16 protein-coding genes are annotated in these 20,041 nt (G+C 65.3%); 9 read left to right on the plus strand and 7 right to left on the minus strand.

Annotated features, from left to right (window positions below; all coding sequences use genetic code 11):
- Nucleotides 1-6: 6 nt before the first annotated feature.
- From FHP91_RS07815 to FHP91_RS07830, 4 genes are all read right to left on the minus strand, one after another.
- Nucleotides 7-690, minus strand: coding sequence for a Fe2+-dependent dioxygenase (locus FHP91_RS07815; protein ID WP_144309047.1), 684 nt, complete (start codon nucleotides 688-690; stop codon nucleotides 7-9).
- Nucleotides 674-1,786 (minus strand): alpha-hydroxy acid oxidase, encoded by a 1,113-nt coding sequence (locus tag FHP91_RS07820; protein WP_144309048.1) that lies wholly within the window; start codon nucleotides 1,784-1,786, stop codon nucleotides 674-676. The genes FHP91_RS07815 and FHP91_RS07820 overlap by 17 nt, the downstream gene beginning before the upstream one ends.
- Before the next feature lie 61 nt (nucleotides 1,787-1,847).
- A complete protein-coding gene (locus FHP91_RS07825; RefSeq protein ID WP_144309049.1) occupies nucleotides 1,848-4,196 on the minus strand; it encodes a TonB-dependent receptor in 2,349 nt (782 codons plus the stop codon).
- 449 nt (nucleotides 4,197-4,645) lie between these two features.
- On the minus strand, nucleotides 4,646-5,326 hold the full coding sequence (locus tag FHP91_RS07830; protein ID WP_144309050.1) for a DsbA family oxidoreductase: 681 nt from the start codon (nucleotides 5,324-5,326) through the stop codon (nucleotides 4,646-4,648).
- Nucleotides 5,327-5,661: 335 nt separating this feature from the next.
- Here FHP91_RS07830 and imuA point away from each other — a divergent pair, with 335 nt between their 5' ends.
- The 6 genes from imuA to FHP91_RS07860 all read left to right on the plus strand — a co-directional run bounded on the left by imuA (nucleotide 5,662) and on the right by FHP91_RS07860 (nucleotide 13,791).
- The gene (gene imuA / locus FHP91_RS07835) at nucleotides 5,662-6,360 is read left to right on the plus strand and encodes a translesion DNA synthesis-associated protein ImuA (protein ID WP_144309051.1); all 699 of its coding nucleotides are present in this window, start codon (nucleotides 5,662-5,664) and stop codon (nucleotides 6,358-6,360) included.
- 12 nt (nucleotides 6,361-6,372) lie between these two features.
- Nucleotides 6,373-7,776 carry a Y-family DNA polymerase gene (locus tag FHP91_RS07840; protein WP_144309052.1) on the plus strand — a complete coding sequence of 468 codons (1,404 nt, stop codon included), beginning with the start codon at nucleotides 6,373-6,375 and terminating at the stop codon, nucleotides 7,774-7,776.
- A complete protein-coding gene (locus FHP91_RS07845) occupies nucleotides 7,760-10,927 on the plus strand; it encodes an error-prone DNA polymerase (RefSeq protein ID WP_144309053.1) in 3,168 nt (1,055 codons plus the stop codon). Before FHP91_RS07840 ends, FHP91_RS07845 begins: the two co-directional genes overlap by 17 nt.
- A gap of 340 nt (nucleotides 10,928-11,267) precedes the next feature.
- Complete coding sequence (locus FHP91_RS07850) at nucleotides 11,268-12,014, plus strand: FRG domain-containing protein (protein ID WP_222105140.1); 747 nt, start codon at nucleotides 11,268-11,270, stop codon at nucleotides 12,012-12,014.
- A complete protein-coding gene (locus FHP91_RS07855; protein ID WP_144309055.1) occupies nucleotides 12,011-13,087 on the plus strand; it encodes a DUF262 domain-containing protein in 1,077 nt (358 codons plus the stop codon). The genes FHP91_RS07850 and FHP91_RS07855 overlap by 4 nt, the downstream gene beginning before the upstream one ends.
- A 188-nt stretch (nucleotides 13,088-13,275) precedes the next feature.
- On the plus strand, nucleotides 13,276-13,791 hold the full coding sequence (locus FHP91_RS07860) for a GNAT family N-acetyltransferase (RefSeq protein ID WP_222105141.1): 516 nt from the start codon (nucleotides 13,276-13,278) through the stop codon (nucleotides 13,789-13,791).
- Between the two features lie 328 nt (nucleotides 13,792-14,119).
- Here the strand turns inward: FHP91_RS07860 and FHP91_RS07865 are convergent, their stop codons facing one another.
- The 3 genes from FHP91_RS07865 to FHP91_RS21130 are packed head-to-tail and all read right to left on the minus strand — an operon-like array spanning nucleotide 14,120 to nucleotide 16,566.
- Entirely contained in the window at nucleotides 14,120-15,067 is a 948-nt protein-coding gene (locus FHP91_RS07865) for a glutaminase (protein WP_144309056.1), read from the minus strand.
- Between the two features lie 3 nt (nucleotides 15,068-15,070).
- Nucleotides 15,071-16,393, minus strand: coding sequence for a DUF3422 family protein (locus FHP91_RS07870; RefSeq protein ID WP_246116252.1), 1,323 nt, complete (start codon nucleotides 16,391-16,393; stop codon nucleotides 15,071-15,073).
- 11 nt (nucleotides 16,394-16,404) lie between these two features.
- Nucleotides 16,405-16,566 (minus strand): hypothetical protein, encoded by a 162-nt coding sequence (locus tag FHP91_RS21130; RefSeq protein ID WP_186300230.1) that lies wholly within the window; start codon nucleotides 16,564-16,566, stop codon nucleotides 16,405-16,407.
- Nucleotides 16,567-16,755: 189 nt separating this feature from the next.
- On the opposite strand from FHP91_RS21130, the gene gcvA reads away from it, so the two are divergent.
- From gcvA to FHP91_RS07885, 3 genes are all read left to right on the plus strand, one after another.
- Complete coding sequence (gcvA, locus tag FHP91_RS07875) at nucleotides 16,756-17,679, plus strand: transcriptional regulator GcvA (protein WP_144309057.1); 924 nt, start codon at nucleotides 16,756-16,758, stop codon at nucleotides 17,677-17,679.
- 536 nt (nucleotides 17,680-18,215) lie between these two features.
- Entirely contained in the window at nucleotides 18,216-19,463 is a 1,248-nt protein-coding gene (locus FHP91_RS07880) for a DUF2254 domain-containing protein (protein ID WP_222105142.1), read from the plus strand.
- A gap of 116 nt (nucleotides 19,464-19,579) precedes the next feature.
- Nucleotides 19,580-20,011 carry a GFA family protein gene (locus FHP91_RS07885; protein ID WP_144309058.1) on the plus strand — a complete coding sequence of 144 codons (432 nt, stop codon included), beginning with the start codon at nucleotides 19,580-19,582 and terminating at the stop codon, nucleotides 20,009-20,011.
- Nucleotides 20,012-20,041 lie beyond the last annotated feature (30 nt).

Here is a 20,041-nt window from a genome sequence, read left to right on the forward strand (position 1 = left end):
ATCCTTTCAAGTCGCGGCATGCAGCCGCAATAGGTTGTGGTAGACGGCGGTCAGCTTCAGCAGATTGGCGTCATCTGCCGCCACGGTGGCGTTGAGGCCCTGAATGGCCTGATCGAGGTCGAACAGCACGGTGCGCGCGGCGTCGTTGTGCACCAGGCTCTCGATCCAGAAGAAGGAGGCCACCCGGGCGCCGCGGGTCACCGGGGTGACGCGGTGCAGGCTGCTCGACGGGTAGAGCACCATGTCGCCGGCCGCCAGCTTGACCGCCTGGATGCCGAAGGGGCCTTCGATCTCCAGCTCGCCGCCGTCGTACTCGTCCGGCTCGGCGAGGAACAATGTGGCCGACAGGTCGGTGCGCAGCGACACGCCGGTGCCGGGCACATGCATCACCGCGCTGTCGACATGCGCGCCATAGGTGCCGCCGTCGGCATAGCGGTTGAACTTGGGCGGGTAGATCTTGCCGGGCAAGGCGGCGGACACGAACAGCGGCGTCTCGCCGAGGCGGCGCAAGATCGCCTGCCCCAGTTCCACCGCCAGCGGTGCGGCGTCATCGAGTTGGGTGTTGCGCTTCACATGGCGGGCCAGCGTGCCCGCGGTGGCCAGGCCGTCCTGCCAGTCGGCGGCATCGAGGCGTTCGCGGAAGCGGCACACTTCCGCCTTGCTCAATACGTTTTCAATCGGGATCAACATCAGGGTTCTCGCAAATCAGGGAGGAATCGATCTCGGCCAGCGTGGCGCAGCCGGCCATGGCCATGCACAGCTCAAGCTCTTGGTGCAAGGTGCGCAGCAGGTGCGCCACGCCCAGCGCACCGGCCACGCTCAGGGCGTACACCTGCAGGCGGCCAACCAGCACCGCCGAGGCGCCCAGGGCCAGCGCCTTGAAGATGTCACTGCCGCTGCGCACACCGCTGTCGAGCAGCACCGGCAGGTCGCGGCCCACCGCCCGGCGGATGGCCGGCAGCGCAGCCAGGCTGGCGGGCACGCCATCGAGCGCGCGGCCGCCGTGGTTGGACACCACCAGCCCGGCCACGCCCGCCTCGCCCAGCGCCAGCGCATCGTCGGCACGCAGCACGCCCTTGACCAGCACCGGCAAGCGGGTGGCCGACAGCAGCCAACGCAGGTCGGCCCAAGTGGGCGCCTCGCGCATCGCGCCCTGGAAAATGACGCTCGCGTCGGCGGCCAGCGCCCGCTGCGGCGCCGCGCCGTAGCGCGCCAGATTGACCGCGTCCGGCAATGACACGCCGGTGCGGAGTGCCCGCCGGCTGGGGCTTTGCACCGAGGCGTCGAGTGTGACCACCAGCGCGGTATAGCCGGCCTGCTCGGCGCGCTGGATGAGGTCCAGCGTGGCCTCGCGCTTGGGCTGGAAGTACAGCTGAAACCACTTCTCGCCTTCACTGGCGCGGGCGATGTCTTCGATCGGGCAGGTGGCGAGCGTGCTCACCGTCAGGCAGGCGTCGGCGGCAGCGGCACCGCGCGCGGTGTCGGTCTCGCCGGCCGGATGCACCAGCGTCTGGTAGGCCAGCGGCGCCAGCGCGATGGGATGCTGCCACGCACGCCCGAACAGCGTGGAGCGCGTGTGCCCAGCGGTGACATCGCGCAGCAGCCGCGGCAGGATCTGCCAACGATCAAAGGCTCGGCGGTTGGCGCGCAGGGTGCGCTCCTCGCCGCTGGCGCCGGCGATATAGGCCAGCGCGGGCGCGGCGATGAACTGCGGCGCCAGCGCTTCGTAGTCGGCGGCGCAGAGAATCTCGCGCGGGATGTGGTCCAGCGTGGCGTGTGCGGTCATGACGCTCCCATCAATGCAAGAACGCCGGGCCACGCGGCCCGGCGCGGGACACCCGCTGTGCTCAGAAGTCGTAGTTGAGCGTCAGGCGGGCGTTGCGGGCATCGCCCATGTAGAGCATGGCGCCGGAGCGATAGGCCGCGAGGTAGTAGGTTTCGTCGGTGACGTTGCCGATGTTCAGGCGCACGCTGGTGTTGCGGTCGATCTTGTAGGCCGCAAACAGGTCGAGCACGGTGTACTCGGGCACCTTGATGTTGAGCGACTCGGGCGACTCGGGCGTACCGGAGAACTTCTTGCTCTGGTAGGTCACGTTGCCGCCAAAGCTGAACTTCGGCGTGGCCTGGTAGTTGAGCAGCACCGAGGCGGTGGTCTCGGGGAAGTTGGACAAGCCGTTGCCGACACGCGTGCTGTCCTGCGAGCGCAACCACTTGGCGTTCATGAAGGCCACCCCGCCCTGCGCGGTCAGCTTGGGCATGACTTCGCCGGCCAGCGAGAACTCCACGCCGCGCACCCGGTACTTGCCCGAGTTGATGGCGCCGATGTCGGTGTAGCTGGCGCCGCCAATCACTTCCATCACATCGCGCTTGGTCACCTGGAACACCGCCGCCGTGGCCAGCATGCGACCGTTGTTGAGGTTCCACTTGGTGCCCAGCTCAATGTTTTCTGACAGCTCCGGGCTGCTCTGCGCGAACAGCGCCTGACGCTCTGCGGTGGTCAGCGCACCGCCCGGGCCGTTGGCCGGCACGCAGATGCCACCGTAGTCGCACGAGGTCACGTCCGACTCGCCGCCGTTGAAATCGCTGGCGGTGCTGTAGGTGAAGTACACATTGGCGTCGGGGCGGAACTTGTAGGTCAGGCCAAGGTGGCCATTCCACAGGCCGTCGTCGAGTTCCCACTCGGTCTTGGTGGTCGTCCCCGCCAGCGTGCGGTAATCGAAGTGGTCATAGCGCAGGCCGCCGAAGAGCGTCCATTTGTCGTTCAGGTCGACGGTGTCCATGGCCGACAGGGAGATCGTCTTCACGTTCCAGTCGATGTCCGAGGGGCCGCGGCTGACCTGGCGGTTGAGCAGGCGGTCGATGCCCGCCACGTAATTGCCCGAAGCGTCGGTGAGGCATCCGCTGTTGCTGGCGCCGCCACCCCGGCCGCTGGTGACGCAGTTTGACGCGTTGCTGGTCTGGTACTGACCGTTGAGCACGCTATGGTCGGAGAACTCCAGGCCGAAGATGAACTCGTGCTTCATCCCGGCGATCTCCTCCTCCACATACAGATTGGTCTGGTTGGCGAAGTACTCGACCTCCTGCCAGCCCTGGTGGGTGCCGAGCACCACGGTGTCGTACACACCGCCCGGGTTGGTGGCGTGGGTGGTGGTAGCGCGGGCGCTGGTGGCGACATAGCCGTTGTCGGTGGTGCCGTAGCGGGTCAGGTTGGTGACGCGCACACTGGGATTGACCTGGTATTTGGCGCGCACGGTATAGGTATCCACCGTCGATTCGAGGAAGTCGCCCGACTGCGCATACACCGGAATATGGGTCTGCGGCTTGCCGTTGACCAGCCACGAACCGAGGTCCGGCTTGTCGATGGCGTCGAGGTGGTAGTAGTCGGCCGTGATGTCGAGCTTCTCGGTCGGCTTGATGTTGAATGACAACGCCACGCCATTGCGCTCGCGGTCGGCCGGCGCGCGGTCGGGCACGTCCTGGTAGCCGTGCAACAGGTTCACCCGGATGGCGGCAGTGTCGGTCAGCACATAGTTGGTGTCGGCCGTCAGGCGGCGGTAGCTGTCGGTGCCGATGCCGGCCGACAGCTTGGTGAAGTCCACATCGGTGGTGGCCTGCTTGGTCACCGCGTTGATCGCACCACCGGTAGCGCCACGACCGGCGAAGGTCGAGCTCGGCCCCTTGGTGATCTCCAACTGCTCGACGGCGAAGCTCTCGCGCACCGTCATGCCGGGGTCGCGCAGGCCATCGACAAACACGTCACTGCGCGCTTCCTGGCCGCGGATGATGTAGCGGTCGCCAAAGGCGTTGCCGTTCTCGCCGGTGCCCAGCGTGATGCCCGGCTGGGCGCGCAGGATGTCGCGCAAGTCGCTGCGGCCGGTATCGAGCATCTGCTGCTGGGTCAGCACGGTGATGGTCTGCGGCGTCTCGGCCAGCGGACGGGTGTGGCGCTCATCGCCTGAGGTCCTGGCCTTGTAGGGCACGCCCGGTTCGGCATTGGGGTTGGGGTCGATCGCAGTCTCCACCACGGTCACCGGCGCGAGCTGTTGTGTTTCGTTCGACTGCGCAAACGCGGCCGGCATCAACACGGCGGTGGACACCCCCAGCGCCAGCCCGGTACGCGCCACGGCGCCGGACTGGGTGCGGGTCTGAACGCGAAAACTCGCGGGGATCTTGGTCTTGACGGTCTTGTTTTTCATGTCGCCCTGCAGCAAAAGCGCCAAAGCCCGGCGACAGGGACAACACAAACCGGCGCTCCTGCCACCTGCACCATCGCACCCACTGCAAGCGATACGGCGATGTGTCAGCAAGAGACTTCCAACACCCGGCAAACATGCGGGCATGGGCGCTCAGCCTGTGCGCCACCTGCGCACCATCCTTCAGCGAAGGGGTTGAGTACGATTGGCTGGCGATGGCTGGCTATCGGGGAATTTTGTTCTGGATCAAGCGCGCTCGATCCGGGCGCAAACGCGGCTCCGCACCGCACAATGCAAATGCGAATCTATCTTATTTACAAATTGAGATCAAGGCTTTTCGACAGCGCATGTGCGCAAGGCAACGACAGACGCGTCAAGGCCGCCCACACACAGCAGACTCGACCCAAACACGTCGATTGAATTGCGCCGGCCGCTGACCGGCGCACCAGCCCTCAGCCGCCGGGCAGGTTGTCCAGCATCGCCCGCAGCAGCATCTCGGCGGGCTGCGCACCACTCAGACCCACCGAGTCATTGAGGATGAAGAACGGCACGCCATTCACCCCTCGGGCGCTGATCGCGTGGTGCCGGCGCTGCACTTCGTCGGCCAGCTCATCGCCATCCAGCCAGGCAACCAGGTCCGGTGCGCCGAGGCCGGCGTCGGCTGCCAGCGCGGCCAACACCTCGCTGCGGCCAATGTCCTGCCCCTGCTCGAAGTAAGCGCGGAAGATCGCTGCCACCAGCGCATCCACCCGACCGGCCTCGGCCCCCGCGTTTTGCAGACGCAGGATCAAGCGATGTGCCTTGACCGTCGACGGCCGGCGACTGATCGCCGCGAAGTTGAAGTGCGCGCCACTGCCCTCGGCCGCCGCGCTCACCTGCGCCTGCAAGCCCTTCACCGCGTCCATGCTGCCAAACTTGCGCACCAGATGCTCGGGGTAGGCATGGCCCTCCGCTGGCATGTCGGGATCGAGCATGAAGGGCCGGTGGCGTACCACCACTTGCGCGTTCGGTCGCTGCTCGGCCAGCGCCGCCAGCGCCGTGTCGAGTCGCGCGGTGCCCACATGGCACCACACGCACACGAAATCGGCGACCACATCGATGCTCAGCACGGGCGTATCTACAGAGGCATTCATCGTCTGGCTCAAACTGCATTCTCCTGAAAGCACGCTCGGTCGCGCTGACCATTGTAGGCCGGGTTTCAACCCGCCATGGTCGGCTGAAGCCGACCCGACACAACATCGAGACGCTGCAAACCTGACAGACACAGGCAGCCATTCAAGGTTCCACGCCGGACCCCGTCGCGCGATCCTGATTCCGCGCCTCAAACACAAATTTTATCTACGCCGACGCCCCCCGCGCCGCCATTGGCATCGCGCCCGAAAGCGCACTTTTCCCGCCCGACAAGTCGCTTGACACCCACGCCTCAGCGACAACAATGAGAGCATTCCCCCGCGTGTTTTGATGCCCCATGTCCGCCACCCCCGCCGCCCTCGATGACCTGCTCCAACGTGCCGATCTCTGGCGCGGCGGCGCCTGCGCGCATCACGCCGAGGCGACGCTGGGCAGCGGCTTTGCCGCGCTCGACGCGGTGCTGCCCGACGGCGGCTGGCCCTGCGGCGGGCTCACCGAAGTGCTCAGCGGCGGACTCGGCATTGGCGAGCTCAGCCTGTTTCTGCCCGCGCTGCGCCAGCTCGACGCCGAGGCCGGGTGGATTGTCATCGTCGCGCCACCGGCGCAGTTGCACGCCCCGGCCTGGCAGGCGCTCGGCTTGCCGCTGTCGCGCCTGCTGGTGGTCGAGGCCGAGGGCGCGGACGCCGCCTGGGCTTGCGAGCAACTGCTCGGCAGCGGCGCGCTCGCCGCGCTGCTCGCCTGGCTGCCCAGCGCCGACACCCGCGCCCTGCGCCGCCTGCAACTGGCCAGCAGCAACACCCGCTGCCTGAGCCTCATCTTCCGCCCCGAGCGCGTCGCCACCCAGCCCTCGCCCGCCCCGCTGCGCCTCGCCCTGCGCGGCAGCAACACCGGCCTGCAGGTCGACATCCTCAAGCGCCGCGGCCCGCCGCTGGCGCAGGCGATCAGCCTCGCCATCGAGCGGCCGCTGCCGTGGTCGCGTCTGGTGCGCCGTGTCCGCCCGGCCGCGCCGGTGGTTCGGGAGCCGCACGTCGCCTGACGGCCCTGACCCATGCAGTGGCTGGCGATTCATTTTTTCCGACTCCCCGTCGAGGTGCTGGCGCTGCCCGCGCCGGCCGCTGCCATTGCGCAGCAGCGCATCGTGGCGGCCGATGCCGCGGCGGCCGAGGCCGGCATCCGCCCCGGCCAGCGTCTGGCCGACGCTCTCGCCCTGCTGCCCGGCCTGCGCCCGCATGAACGCCAGGCCGAACGCGAACTCGCCGCGCTCGAATCGCTGGCCTGCTGGGCCGGCAACTTCACCCCAACAGTCAGCCTCGCCCCGCCCGACACCTTGCTGCTCGAAATCGGCGGCTGCCTGCAATTGTTTGGCGGGCTGACCCCGCTGCTGGGCAAGATCCGCGACGGCGCCGAGTCGCAAGGGCTGAGCCTGCGCCTGGGCCTCGCCCCCACGCCACTGGCCGCGCGCTGGCTGACCCACGCCGACAGCATCACCGAACACTGGCAAGCCGCGCTCGCCACTTTGCCGGTCGAGGTGCTTGGCCTCAATGACGCCGCCGAGCGCCGGCTACACGCCCTCGGCCTGCGCACGCTGGCGCAGCTCTTCGCCCTGCCCGGCGCCACCGTTGGCCACCGCTTCGGCAAAGCCCTGCCGCTGCAACTGGCACGCGCACGCGGCGAGCTGCCCGACCCGCAGCCGCCCTTCGCCTTCCCCGAGCGCTTCGTCCAGCGGCTTGAGCTGCCGGCCAAGGTCGAGGTCGCCGATCATCTGCTCTTCGCCGCCCGCCGCCTGCTGATGGCGCTGGCCGGCTGGCTGCAGGCGCGCATGCTCGGCATCACCACCTGCACCCTGGTGCTCGACCATGAAGACATCCCCGCCACGCACCTGCCCCTTGGCTTTGCCTCGCCCACCCGCGACGCCGAGCGCCTGATCCGCGTCGCCCGCGAGCAGCTCGAACGCCACCGCCTCGCCGCCCCGGTCACCGAGCTGCACCTGCAGGCCGACGCGCCGCAGGCGATGGCCGGCAGCAGCGTGGCGCTGTTCGGCCAGCACGACGCCGGCAACATCGCGCCGGTTATCGAACGCCTGCGCGCCCGCCTCGGCGACGCCGCCGTGCATGGCCTGGCGGCGCACGACGACCACCGCCCCGAGTGCGCCACCCGCGCCGTGCCCTGGCCCGAGCCCAAAGATGCGCCCGACACCGCCTCGCCGCCACGTCCACTGTGGCTGCAAGCCCAGCCGCAGTCACTGCACGAAGTCGCCGGCCGGCCCACCTACGCCGGCGCCGCGCTCAATCTGCTGACCCGCGCCGAACGCCTGGAGAGCGGCTGGTGGGATCAGGACGAAGCCACCGGCGACCTGCGCCGCGACTACTTTGTCGCCACCACCGCGCAGGGCGCGTGGCTGTGGATCTACCGCGACGCCCAAGGCTGGTGGCTGCATGGCCAGTTCGCTTGATTCGGCAAAACGGGCACCGCGGCCGGCCTTCGCCGAGCTGCACTGCGTGTCCAACTACAGCTTTCTGCGCGGCGCCTCGCACCCGGAGGAGCTGGTCGAGCGCGCCTGGCAGTTGGGCTATCGCGGCCTGGCGATCACCGACGAATGCTCGCTGGCCGGCGCCGTGCGCGCGCACGAAGGCCTCAAGCTGGCAGCCGAAAAATTCAACGCGGACCCGGCCGATTTCAAACTCATCTACGGCGCCGAATTCACCCTCGCCTGCGGGCTGAAGCTGGTGGTGCTGGCCTGCAACCGCGCCGGCTACGGCAACCTCTCGGCGCTCATCACGCTCGGCCGCCGCCGCGCCGACAAGGGCGACTACCACCTCACCCGCGGCGACATCGACGCCCTCGCCCCCGCCGCCGCGCTGCCCGACTGCCTCGCGATCTGGCTGCCGCACGAGGCTGCCACCGAGGTAGACGCGCGCTGGTTTGCCGAGCGCTTTGCCGGCCGTGGCTGGGTCGGCGTCGAGCTGCACAGCGGGCCGGACGACACCGCCCGCCTCGCCCGCCTGCGTGCCCTGGCCGACGCGGCAGCCCTGCCGCTGGTAGCCGCCGGCGATGTGCACATGCACCGCCGCCACCGCCGCCCGCTGCAAGACACGCTCACCGCGCTGCGCCACAAAGTCACGGTGTTCGACGCCGGCCGGCGGCTCTTCCCAAACGCCGAGCGTCACCTGCGCCACCCGCTGCGCCTCGCCCGGCTCTACCCGCCCGAGCTACTCGCCGAGACTACCCGCATCGCCGATCGCTGCCAGTTTTCACTCAGCGAGCTGCGCTACGAATACCCGCAAGAGATCGTCCCCGCCGGCGACACCGCCACCACGTATCTGCGCCGCCTCACCGAGGCCGGGCTGCTCACCCGCTACCCCGACGGCGTGCCCGCCGAGGTGGCCCGCACCGCCCACAAGGAGCTCGCGCTCATCGCCGAGCTGCGCTACGAGCCCTTCTTTTTGACGGTGTACGACCTCGTCTGCTTCGCGCGCGGCGAGGGCATCCTGTGTCAGGGGCGGGGCTCGGCAGCCAACTCGGTGGTGTGTTTCGCGCTCGGCATCACCGAGGTCGACCCGCAGCGCGCCTCGCTATTGTTTGAGCGTTTCCTCTCGCGCGAACGCGGCGAAGCACCCGACATCGATGTCGACTTCGAGCACGAGCGGCGCGAAATCGTCATCCAGTACATCTACCGCAAATACGGGCGCGAGCGCGCCGCGCTGGCCGCCACCGTCATCCGCTACCGCACCCGCGGCGCGCTGCGCGACGTGGGCCGCGCGCTCGGCTTCAGCCCCGAGCAGATCAGCGCGCTCACCCGCTCCATGGCCTGGTGGGACAAGCGCGACCAGCTGCCCCACCGCCTGCGCGAGATCGGCCTCGACCCCGCCAGCCCGCGCGTGTCCAAATGGCTGGCGCTCACCGAGCAACTCGTCGGCACGCCGCGCCACCTGTCGCAGCACGTCGGCGGCTTCATCATCTCCGACGGCCCGCTGGCGCGGCTGGTGCCGGTCGAAAACGCCGCCATGGCCGAGCGCTCCGTCATCCAGTGGGACAAGGAAGACCTCGAATCGCTCGGCCTGCTCAAGGTCGACGTGCTGGCGCTGGGCATGCTCTCGGTCATCCGCCGCGCGCTCGATCTGGTCAGCCAGCGGCGCGGCACGCCGGTGACGATGGCGGACATCCCCGCCGCCGACCCCGCCACCTTCGAAGCCCTGTGCAATGCCGACTCCATCGGCGTGTTTCAGGTCGAATCGCGCGCGCAAATGAGCATGCTGCCGCGCCTCAAGCCGCGCCAGTTCTACGATCTGGTGGTGCAGGTCGCCATCGTGCGGCCCGGCCCCATCCAGGGCGACATGGTCCATCCCTACCTCAGCCGACGAAACAACCCTGCCGAAGCCGCGCGCAAAATGGCCAAGCTGCCCGCCGCCGTGCGCGCCGTGCTCGAACGCACGCTGGGCGTACCGATCTTTCAGGAGCAAGTCATGAAGCTGGCCGAAGTGGCCGCCGGCTTCACCCCCGGCGAGGCCGACGAGCTGCGCCGCGCCATGGCCTCGTGGCGGCGCAAAGGCCACATGCAGCAGTTCAAGGACAAGCTGCGCGACGGCATGGCCGAGCGCGGCTACACGCAAGAGTTTGCCGACGCCCTGTGCCGGCAGATCGAAGGCTTTGGCGAATACGGCTTCCCCGAATCGCACGCCGCCAGCTTCGCCCTGCTCGCCTACGCCTCCGCCTGGCTCAAGTGGCACGAGCCCGAAGCCTTCCTGTGCGCCCTGCTCAACAGCCAGCCCATGGGCTTCTACCGCCCCGCCCAACTCGTGCACGACGCCCAGCGCCACGGCGTGCGCGTGCGCCCGGTCGACGTCACCCGCAGCACCTGGGACAGCACGCTCGAAGCCACCGGCGCCCTGCACGAACGCCCCGCCGTGCGCCTCGGCCTGCGCGAAATCGCCGGCCTCAGCCACGCCACCGGCGCCCGCATCGACACCGCCCGCGCCCAGGCGCCCTTCACCTCGCTGCACGACCTCGCCCACCGCGCCGACCTGAGCCGCGCCGACCTCGACCGCCTCGCCGCCGCCGACGCCCTCAAAGCCCTCAGCGGCCACCGCCGCGCTGCGCTGTGGCAAACCAGCGGCCTGCACCGCCAGGGCGACCTCTTCGACACCGCCCCGCCGCAAGAAGCCGCCGTGAGCCTGCCCGAAGCCAGCGAAGGCGAAACCATCCTCACCGACTACGCCAGCCTCGGCTTCAGCCTCGGCCGCCACCCCCTCGCCCTGCTGCGCGAGCGCCTCACCGAGCGCCGCTTCCTCCCCGCGGACACCCTCCAGCACCTCCCCCACGCCGCCCTCGTGCGCGCCGCCGGCATCGTCACCTGCCGCCAGCGCCCCGGCACCGCCAGCGGCATCGTCTTCGTCACCCTCGAAGACGAAACCGGCATGAGCAACATCGTCGTCTACTCCGACCTCGCCGAACGCCAACGCCAGATCCTCCTCGGCGCCCGCCTCCTCGGCGTCTACGGCCAGCTCCAACGCGAAGGCCGCGTCGTGCATGTGCTGGCGAAACGACTGGTGGATTTGACGGACTGGATGGCGGAGCTGACGACGCAGAGTCGGGATTTTCATTGAGAGAGGGGTGTAGATCGGCAGAGCCTGCCGGCGGGGGAGACGCCAGAACAACCGCACTCGCTCGCCAACCATGACGCGGGGGTGGCGCCTTCCATATGGAATGGTGTAGCGTTCGTGCTATCCGGCGTGGCGGTGAAGACGTGTCGATCTTGGTGCGCGTGACGTTGCGAAGAGTCGTGGCCTGCACCCGACTTCTCGAAAATGCCGAATTTCACAACTTCAGCCTAGCCTTCGCGCCGGCACCTTTCTGTCGCGTCTTTGCCCCAATCATTCCACTGAGCCAACGAAAAATTTCATAACCCGGTGACTTCGCACGATAGATCTAGGTTTGGAGAACACATTGAATCAACGCGAGATAACATCTTTACAGTCATTGCTGGAGGCGCTCGGCGAAGACAATGATGGGTATACAGGTGCCGTCTGGTATCGAGGTCAAGCCAGGGCGGAATGGACGCTCACACCCGGATACGTACGACTGGAAACCCCCCCTTCAGAAGCGACGCTCCTAAAACGCTTCAAACAAAGCGCGGCCATGCTTATCGAAATGGCTCCACGCGAGTCTTTTGATTGGCTTTTCCTAATGCAGCACTACGGAGTGCCGACACGTCTTCTTGACTGGAGTGAAAGCCCGCTTGTTGGGCTATATTTTGCGGTGGAGGATCTCGTCAACGATCCCGATCACGACGGCTCACTGTGGTTACTTCGCCCTTCCGAGCTAAACAAGAATGCACGTATAAACAACCGAGATGAAGAAGGTTACATTCCTTCTTTCGAAGACGAAGAGTTGCAGAACTACTCCGTAGAAAGCCTAGCTCAGAATCGCAGAATTCAACTTCTACCCGTCGCAACAATTGCGACCAGAAACAATGCACGAATTCAAGCACAGCTCGGTGTATTCACAATTCATCACCATGAAAACACTCCCATTGAAGAAGTCGGCGACTCGACTCATGTTATCAAATACGTCATCCCAAAATCCGCAAAGCCGCTCATATACAAGCAGCTACAACTTCTCGGATTTAGCAGATTTCAACTTTTCCCTGAACTTGCAAGTATTGGGGCGATCATCAAGGGTGGTATCCAATGAGCTACATCGAAACTTTTGCCCTCAAAAATAGCACCATAATGCTTCTATATTCTGAAAAAGAGGAAATACAACTTGATCCTCAATATCAAAGAATGGGCGGAGTGTGGACAAAGGAAAAAAAGCAGCTTCTCATTGATTCAATACTGAACGACTACGATGTTCCCAAGCTATATTTTCACGAATTCTCAAGAGATCAAAAAGCAGCAACCGGGTCGTCCTATGCTGTAGTTGATGGCCGTCAACGGCTGCAAACCATCTGGGATTTTATCGATGGCCGCTTTCCGCTTTCCCAGGATTTTGAGTTCCAAAGAGACGATTCGATAAACCTCGCCGGGCTCACGTATGAAGACATTGCCAAGGCTCACCCAAAAATCCGGATTGCATTCGACTCTTTTGTACTTCCAGTTGTTGGCATCAGAACGGACGATGAAGACCTAATCGAAGACATGTTCTCACGACTCAATGAGGCGGTTCCACTAAATGCAGCAGAAAAGAGGAATGCGATTGGCGGCGATTTGGTAGCGGCGATTCGCGACATTGCAGCCTCCGATCTTTTTTTTCGTTGTGTGAAATTTGGCAACAATCGTTATCAACATCGTGAGGTTGCGGCCCGGATGCTACTTGTTGAGGAGAGCCTTAAAAGCACTGGCCGTTTAATCGACACAAAAAAGGTCTACCTAGATGCTTTAGCCAGAAACTATCACTCTGGAGAATCAGCGCACGTAGAAGAGCTGAGGCGTGCATCCGAGGAGGTCTCGCGCGCGATGTCTGGAACGTTTTCTGAAAAAGATGAACTACTACAGGCTCAGGGAAACATGATTGTGTATTACCTTGTTTTTCGCGCTGGACTACGAACGAACGAAGTGCACAAAATAACCCGAAGAAAACTCCTTAGTTTCCGGGAGCGCCTCAGAGAAAACCGAATCATGGCTGCCGAAGAGTACGCAGAATCATCATTTGAGCTTCTTGAATATGATCGATTGAGCCAGCAGGGCACTAACGACTCATCCAACATCAAAGAACGCTTCGGTATATTGGCAAAAGAGCTCGGTTTGAGTGCGATCGAAATCTAACGATTAAGGTTAGATCGTGATCGCGAAGCGAGCCACGATCTGAACCGGTTGTTGGACCGACGTCCCCCCGGTTTTGAGTAGCAGCGGGCTTTAGAGTCCGTGGGTCAAGGTGCCGGGGTCAGGTTTTCAAGGTGCCGGGGTCAGGTCTTGAAATACCACATCGCCATTAGTCAACCAACGAGAAGCCAGTGACCATCACCAAAGTGCAATCCCCCGACCAGATCTCCGCCGTAGCCAATCTGGCCCGCGAGATATGGACGGAGCACTACGCGCCGATCATCGGGCTGGCGCAGGTGGATTACATGTTGGCGACGTTCCAGAGTGAGCAGGCCATCGCGGGTCAGATTGCTGGCGGGTATACGTACTACCTGGTGACGCATGACGGGCAGTACGTCGGCTATTTGGCGCTTGTTGAGAACGCGGATGGCACCACGCTGATGATCAGCAAGATCTATGTGACCAAGGCCGGACGCGGTGGTGGGTTTGGGCGAAAGCTGCTGGACTTTGCGGAGGACGTTTGCCGCGAGCGGCAGATTCCGGCGCTATGGCTGACAGTGAACAAGAACAACACGGGCTCCGTCGCGTGGTACACCCGCATGGGGTTCAAGAACGCTGGGGCGATCGTTCAAGATATCGGGGCAGGATTCGTGATGGACGATTACCGGATGGAAAAGACGATCAGCTCGCACGCGCCGGGGGTCTGAGCAAAAAGCGGGGGAAAACCACGGTTTTTGGGCACGTGCGCCAAGGCCGACGCACCTTCGATCAAAACGGGGGCCGCCGCTGTTTTTCACATTGCGTTCGGCACTGAATAGCGTTTTGCCCCACCCGTACAGGCGGTGCGTACTCACACCAAGGCGGGCGGCACCTCGGCCACTGTCCGGCCGCTTCAATCCTGAAACTTTTCTGCGGTGCGTCGCGGCGACTTCTTCGTTTCGATGGATGCCTCGGTTGCGGCTCATTCGCAAGGCGGCGGAGAGTTCAGAAAGCCGAGGGGTGATTCACGGCGTCGGGCTGCGCCTGCCTTGACGATTAGAAGATCGACTTTTGCGTTAGCGAAGTGAGTGCTTCGAGCGCCAGCGAACCGGCCAGCGAGTTGCCCGACACCTCCAGCGCCGGCGACCACACGCAGATGCCGCACTCGCCCGGAATCAGCGCCACGATGCCGCCACCCACCCCGCTCTTGGCCGGCAGACCGACGCGGAAGGCGAAGTCGCCCGCCGCGTCATAGGTGCCGCAGGTGAGCATCAGGGCGTTGAGCCGCTTGGTCGGGCTGACGCCGAGCACCCGCTCGCCGGTGGCGGCGACGCAGCCATGGTTGGCCAGCAGGGTCATGGCGCGCGCCAGATCGACACAGCTCATTTCGATCGCGCACTGCCCGCAATAGGCGTCGAGCACCGCAGGCACCGGGCTGTGCAGATTGCCGAAGCTCTTCATCAGGTGCGCCATGGCCGCGTTGCGGTCCGAGCAGCCCAGCTCCGACAACGCCATGTGCCGGTCGAGGTTGAGCCCCGGGTTCGCCGACAGCTTGCGCAAGAATTCGAGCACTGCGTTGGCCGGCACCGCGAAGCGCTGGCACAGGATGTCGGTGATCACCAGCGCACCGGCGTTGATGAAGGGGTTGCGCGGCTTGCCGTGCTCGTATTCGAGCTGCACCAGCGAGTTGAAGGCCGAGCCCGAGGGCTCGCGCCCGACACGGGTCCACAGCGCATCGCCTTCGGCAGTGAGCGCCAGGATCAGGGCAAACAGTTTGGAGATGCTCTGGATCGAAAACGGCTGGCGCGCCGCACCGATCTCGAACACCTGGCCGTCGAGCCCGACGATGGCCATGCCGAACTGGTCGGGGCGCACCCGCGCCAGCTCGGGAATGTAGTCGGCCACCCGGCCCTGGCCGAGGATGGGCGTGACCTGCGCCAGAATCGCGTCGAGCGCGGCGGCGTAATCGGCGGGCCCGGCCGCCTCGGGGGGTGCCAGCGTCATCGCTCAGCCCCCCTGGACGGCCGTCTGGCCATGCAGGCGATGCCGCAGCCGGCGCAGGCCGAACCAAGTGGCCCCGAGCACCAGCGGCAGCACCACGCCGATCAGGCCGTCGACATTCAGCCCGGCCCCCCAGCCCTTGACCGCCTTGAGCCCGTAAGCCGCGAGGCCGACGCCGTAGTAGGACACCGCCACCACCGACAGCCCCTCGACCGCCTGCTGCAGGCGCAGCTGCATCGCGGCGCTGTGGCTCAGGCGTTCGAGCACGCGCTGGTTCTGGCCTTCCTGGGCGATGCTGACGCGGGTACGCAGCAAGTCGTTGGAACGGCTGATCTTGTTGGCCAGCGCCTCCTGCCGCGCCGCCACCGACACACAGGTGTCCATCGCCGGCGCCAAGCGCCGCGCCATGAATTCGCCCAGCGTGGGCACGCCTTCGATGCGCCGCTCGCGCAGCTCACCGATGCGGTCTCGCACGATGCGGTAGTAGGCCTGGGCGGCGCTGAAGCGGTAGCCGCTGTCGAAGGACATCGAGCGCACCCGGGCGGCCAGGCGCGAGATGTCTTGCAGCAGCCGGGCCTCGTCGGCGCTGTCGCCCGCCGCCTGCATCTGCAAGCCGAGCCGGGTCACATCGGCTTCGATGGCGGTCAGCCGCGAGGCATGGTCACGCGCCAGCGGCAGCGCCAGGAGCGCCATCAGGGTGTAGGTTTCGATTTCGCAGATGCGCTGCACGATGCGCCCCAGCTGCATCTCGCGCAGGCCGGTGTCGCGCAGCAAAAAGCGCGAGAAGCCGTCGGGGCCGACCTGCAGGTCGGTCCATAGCTCGCCGCCGGCCAGTACTCGGCTGCCGACCAGCAGCGGCGCCGGGAAGATCCGGCGCAGGCGCGGGTTGTCCAGTTCGTAGGCGTCGCCCTGCTCGGCCAGGATGTGCGAGGCCACAATCACCTGCCCCGACAGCGCCTCCAGCCAGTCGCGCGGCACATGGCGCATCGGCGTTTCGGCAAAGGCTTCGCCCGACACGCCCTGCTCGATGAAGCTGAAGGTGCAAAACTCGGTATGACGCTCCCACTTGAGGCGGAAGGCACCGAAGTCATGGAAGAAGTGCTGCGCCCCCGGCCTCGGCCCGGCCACGCCGAAGCGTGCACACAGCGTGCTCAGGATGCGCTCGTCGGGCGCACCGCCGTTCTCGCCATGGATGGCCAGGTGCGAGACGCAGGCCGGGGCACTCAGGCGGACAAACGGGCGCGCATGCAGCTCGGCCGCGAGTGTCAGGCGCAAGGGGTGATTCAAGCCGGCAGCCAGCACCGTCCGCTCGGGCATATCGAGAACCAAGGCGTGTCCGATCAGTTGTAACCCAGGTCAACCACCCGGTCGAGCTCGGCCGGTTCGGTGCGCAGCGGCACCACAACGCCACGCGGTGCCAGTTGCGGCATACGCTTTGCGGCGGTCTGTGGCGTGTTGGCCGGGCGGAAAGCATTGGAAGGAACGGACTGGCTAGCCTGCATTGTCTCTGTCTCCGGGGATCATCTATCGGGAGCATCGCTACCCCCATTTAATATCGGCAAGCACACGCACGCACCGAATCATGCGTCGCAACAACGACTTGCCTCCTTTGGCGGGCGCCATTCTCTCGGCTGGGCAAGGCTTTATCAAACGAAATACACTACGAAGATTGTGAGTTTGAGGAATGATCCATGCGTCGACGCGTCCCGAGCATCGAATCGCTGTCGGCCTTCGAGGCCTCGGCCCGTCATTTGAGCTTCACCCGGGCGGCGGACGCGTTGTCATTGACCCAAAGCGCGGTGTGCAAGCAGGTGGCGGTGCTGGAGGCTTATCTGGGCGTACGCTTGTTCAACCGCATCAAAAAACGCATCTCGCTGACCGAGGCCGGTCAGGTATATGTGCGCCAGATCAGCGACGGTCTCGACCGACTGGAGCGCGACACCGCGGCGATCATGACCCACCGCGGCGAGGGCGACGTGCTCGAACTGGCGGTGATCCCGACCTTTGCCACCCGCTGGCTGATCCCGCGCCTGCCGGACTTCCAGCGCCGGCATCCGGGCATCACGCTCAACCTCACCACCCGCGCCGAACCCTTTCTGTTTACCGACACGGTCTTCGACGCCGCGGTGCATTTCGGCTCCGCACAGTGGCCCGGCGCGGTCAGCAACTATTTGTTCGACGAGGAGATGGTGCCGGTCATGGCCCCGGCCTTGCTGCATCAACAGCCCTGCCCGAATCCGGCCGCACTGGCCGGTTTTCCGCTACTGCACCAGTCGGCCCGCCATCACGCCTGGCGGCGCTGGTTCGAAGTGGCCGGCGCCCCCGACATGGAAGCCATTGGCGGCCCCCGCTTCGAGCTCTTTTCGATGCTTGCCGAAGCCGCCCGTGCCGGGCTCGGCGTGGCCTTGGTGCCGCGCTTTCTGGTGCAGGGCGAACTGGCCTCGGGCGAGCTTGTCGCCCCCTTCGACATCGCCCTCACGGGCGATCTGGCCTACTACCTGATCTGCCCCGAAAACCGACAGGACCGGGCCGCCCTGCAGCACTTCTCGCACTGGCTGATCGCGCAGGCCAGCGACTATCGCGGCGAGCCGTCGGATGACACTACGGCAGCTTAAATGTCGCCCGCCGCGACCTCTGCGCCTGCGCAAGCCATACGAGTCGGCAGGCATCGAACCATTCGAGTCGTATGGCCTCGCAGGGCGCACTGCCAACGTGCCGTGCCCTCCGCGCAATGGTTTCATGGGCGGGACTTATTGAATCTGGGCAGACGACGTCTGCCGGGAACGGCGGATTCCTACCCTATGGCTGACCATCAGCAAGGGCAACGCGGGTGCCATCGGTTGGTCCGCACCCATGGGGTTCAAGAACGTCGGCGTGATCGCTCAAGATGTCTGGGCGGGATAGGTGAAGGACGATTTCCGAATGAGAAAACGACCGGCCCACACGCGCCAGCGCATTGAGGAAAAACTGGGCTTTGCCCCCGATTATTTCCCTTGCCGGCTTTTTCAAACGGGCCCAAGGCGCCCGGGCAATTGAATGACGGCCTGCCCGGCAGACCGAAAGCGGGCTAGAGTTCCTCTTGGTGGCCAAGGTGCAAAACAGACAGGGAGGGCAAGGCGTGTCGATTCTCATGTCGGCGGACCGTTTCAGAATGCTTGTTGCGCGCTTTCGCGAGCGCTTGTGGGTCAAGCCACTGTTGATGTGCGTGGTGTCGATTGCGGCCGCGGTCGGGGCGAGCCTGGCCGATGGCACAGGACTGGCGCATGTAGTGCCGGCAACAGCATCGGTGGCACTCGAGACCTTGCTGTCGATCATGGCCTCCAGCATGCTGGTGATTGCGACGTTCTCCGTCGGCTCGATGGTGGCGGCCTACGGTGCCGCGAGTAACACCGCAACGCCCCGGTCGTTTGGTCTGGTGGTCGCCGACGATGTGTCGCAAAACGCGCTATCGACCTTTGTCGGCGCGTTCATTTTCAGCATCGTGGCGCTGACCGGCGTCAAGAATGGCTATTTCCTGGCGGCAGGCCTGTTCGTGCTGTTCATTCTGACGGCGGCAGTCTTCGGCCTGGTGATCGTGACCTTCGTGCGCTGGGTCGACAACATCGCCCGACTCGGGCGGATGAACTCAACGATCGAGAAGGTCGAGCAGGCGACGGCGGATGCCCTGGTGCGACGGCGTAACAGGCCAACGCTCGGCGGTGTGCCGGTGCGCGCCCTTCCGCGCGGGGTGCCGGTGCATGCCACCGAGGTGGGCTATGTTCAACAGATCGACGTCGCTCGGCTTCAAACGTGGGCGGTTTCAGTTGATGCGCGAGTGGTTGTGGCCGCCTTGCCCGGCGCCTTTGCGTTCCCCGATCGCGTGCTGGCCTATGTGAGCGTGGCAGCGGAGGGCGACGCGACGCCCGAGCTTGGTGAAGTGATGGCGAGTTTCACTATTGGTCGCGAGCGACGCTTTGAGGATGACCCCCGCTTCGGGCTGGTGGTGTTGTCGGAGATTGCCGGCCGGGCGCTGTCACCGGCGGTGAACGACCCCGGCACGGCGGTGTCTATCCTTGGCGCGCTGGTCCGGCTCTTTGCACAGTGGTGCCAGCCGGCGGCGGACGATGACGCGCCGGCATGTGATCGTATCGAGGTGCCCGAATTGTCGGTCCACGACATGTTTGACGATGCCTTCACGGCGATTGCCCGAGATGGCGCCGGCTCGATCGAAGTGGCGCTTCGTTTGCAGAAGGCCTTGCAATCGCTGGCAACGCTTGGCGGTCCGGCAATGCGTACAGCGGCCGAAGATCACGCACGACGTGCCTTGGAACGCGCGACATCCCGGATGGATCTGCCCTACGATCTGGCGCAGGTTCGCAAGGCGGCTGCGTTTGCCACGCCAGCGCTGCGTGACGATTGACTCGGCACCAGACGACAACCGAGACCAGGGACCCCACGCCACCGGGCGAGGCGATGATCAAGCCTTGAAACCCGACATTTCACCCATCGCCTATCTGTACCAGGAGACCCCTCACCATGCTGATCCAGGGCAGTTGCCACTGCGCCAACATCTCCTTCCAGCTCGACTGGTCGCCCTCGCCGTCCGACATTCCGGCGCGCGTGTGCGACTGTTCTTTTTGCGTAAAACACGGCGGCGTGTGGACGGCGCATCCACAAGGCACGCTGACGGTCAGCGTCAAGAACGACGCGCGGGTGTCTCGCTACACATTTGGCACGCGCACGGCGCGCTTTCATGTTTGTCAGCAATGCGGCGTGGTGCCGGTTGTGACGAGCAGAATTGAGGGGCGAGAGCTTGCGGTGGTCAATGTAAACACGTTCAACAATGTGCCAGCGGCGATGCTCCGGCTCGCCCCGGTATCGTTTGACGGCGAGGACACGTCGGACCGTCTGGCGCGGCGCGCGCGCAACTGGATCGGGGATGTCAGGTTTGTGACGGGCGACGTCTAACGGCGTGTTTTTGCTGGGCCGTCAGCAGCC

This window comes from Denitromonas halophila (assembly GCF_007625155.1).
In the GTDB taxonomy this organism is placed as follows: domain Bacteria; phylum Pseudomonadota; class Gammaproteobacteria; order Burkholderiales; family Rhodocyclaceae; genus Nitrogeniibacter; species Nitrogeniibacter halophilus.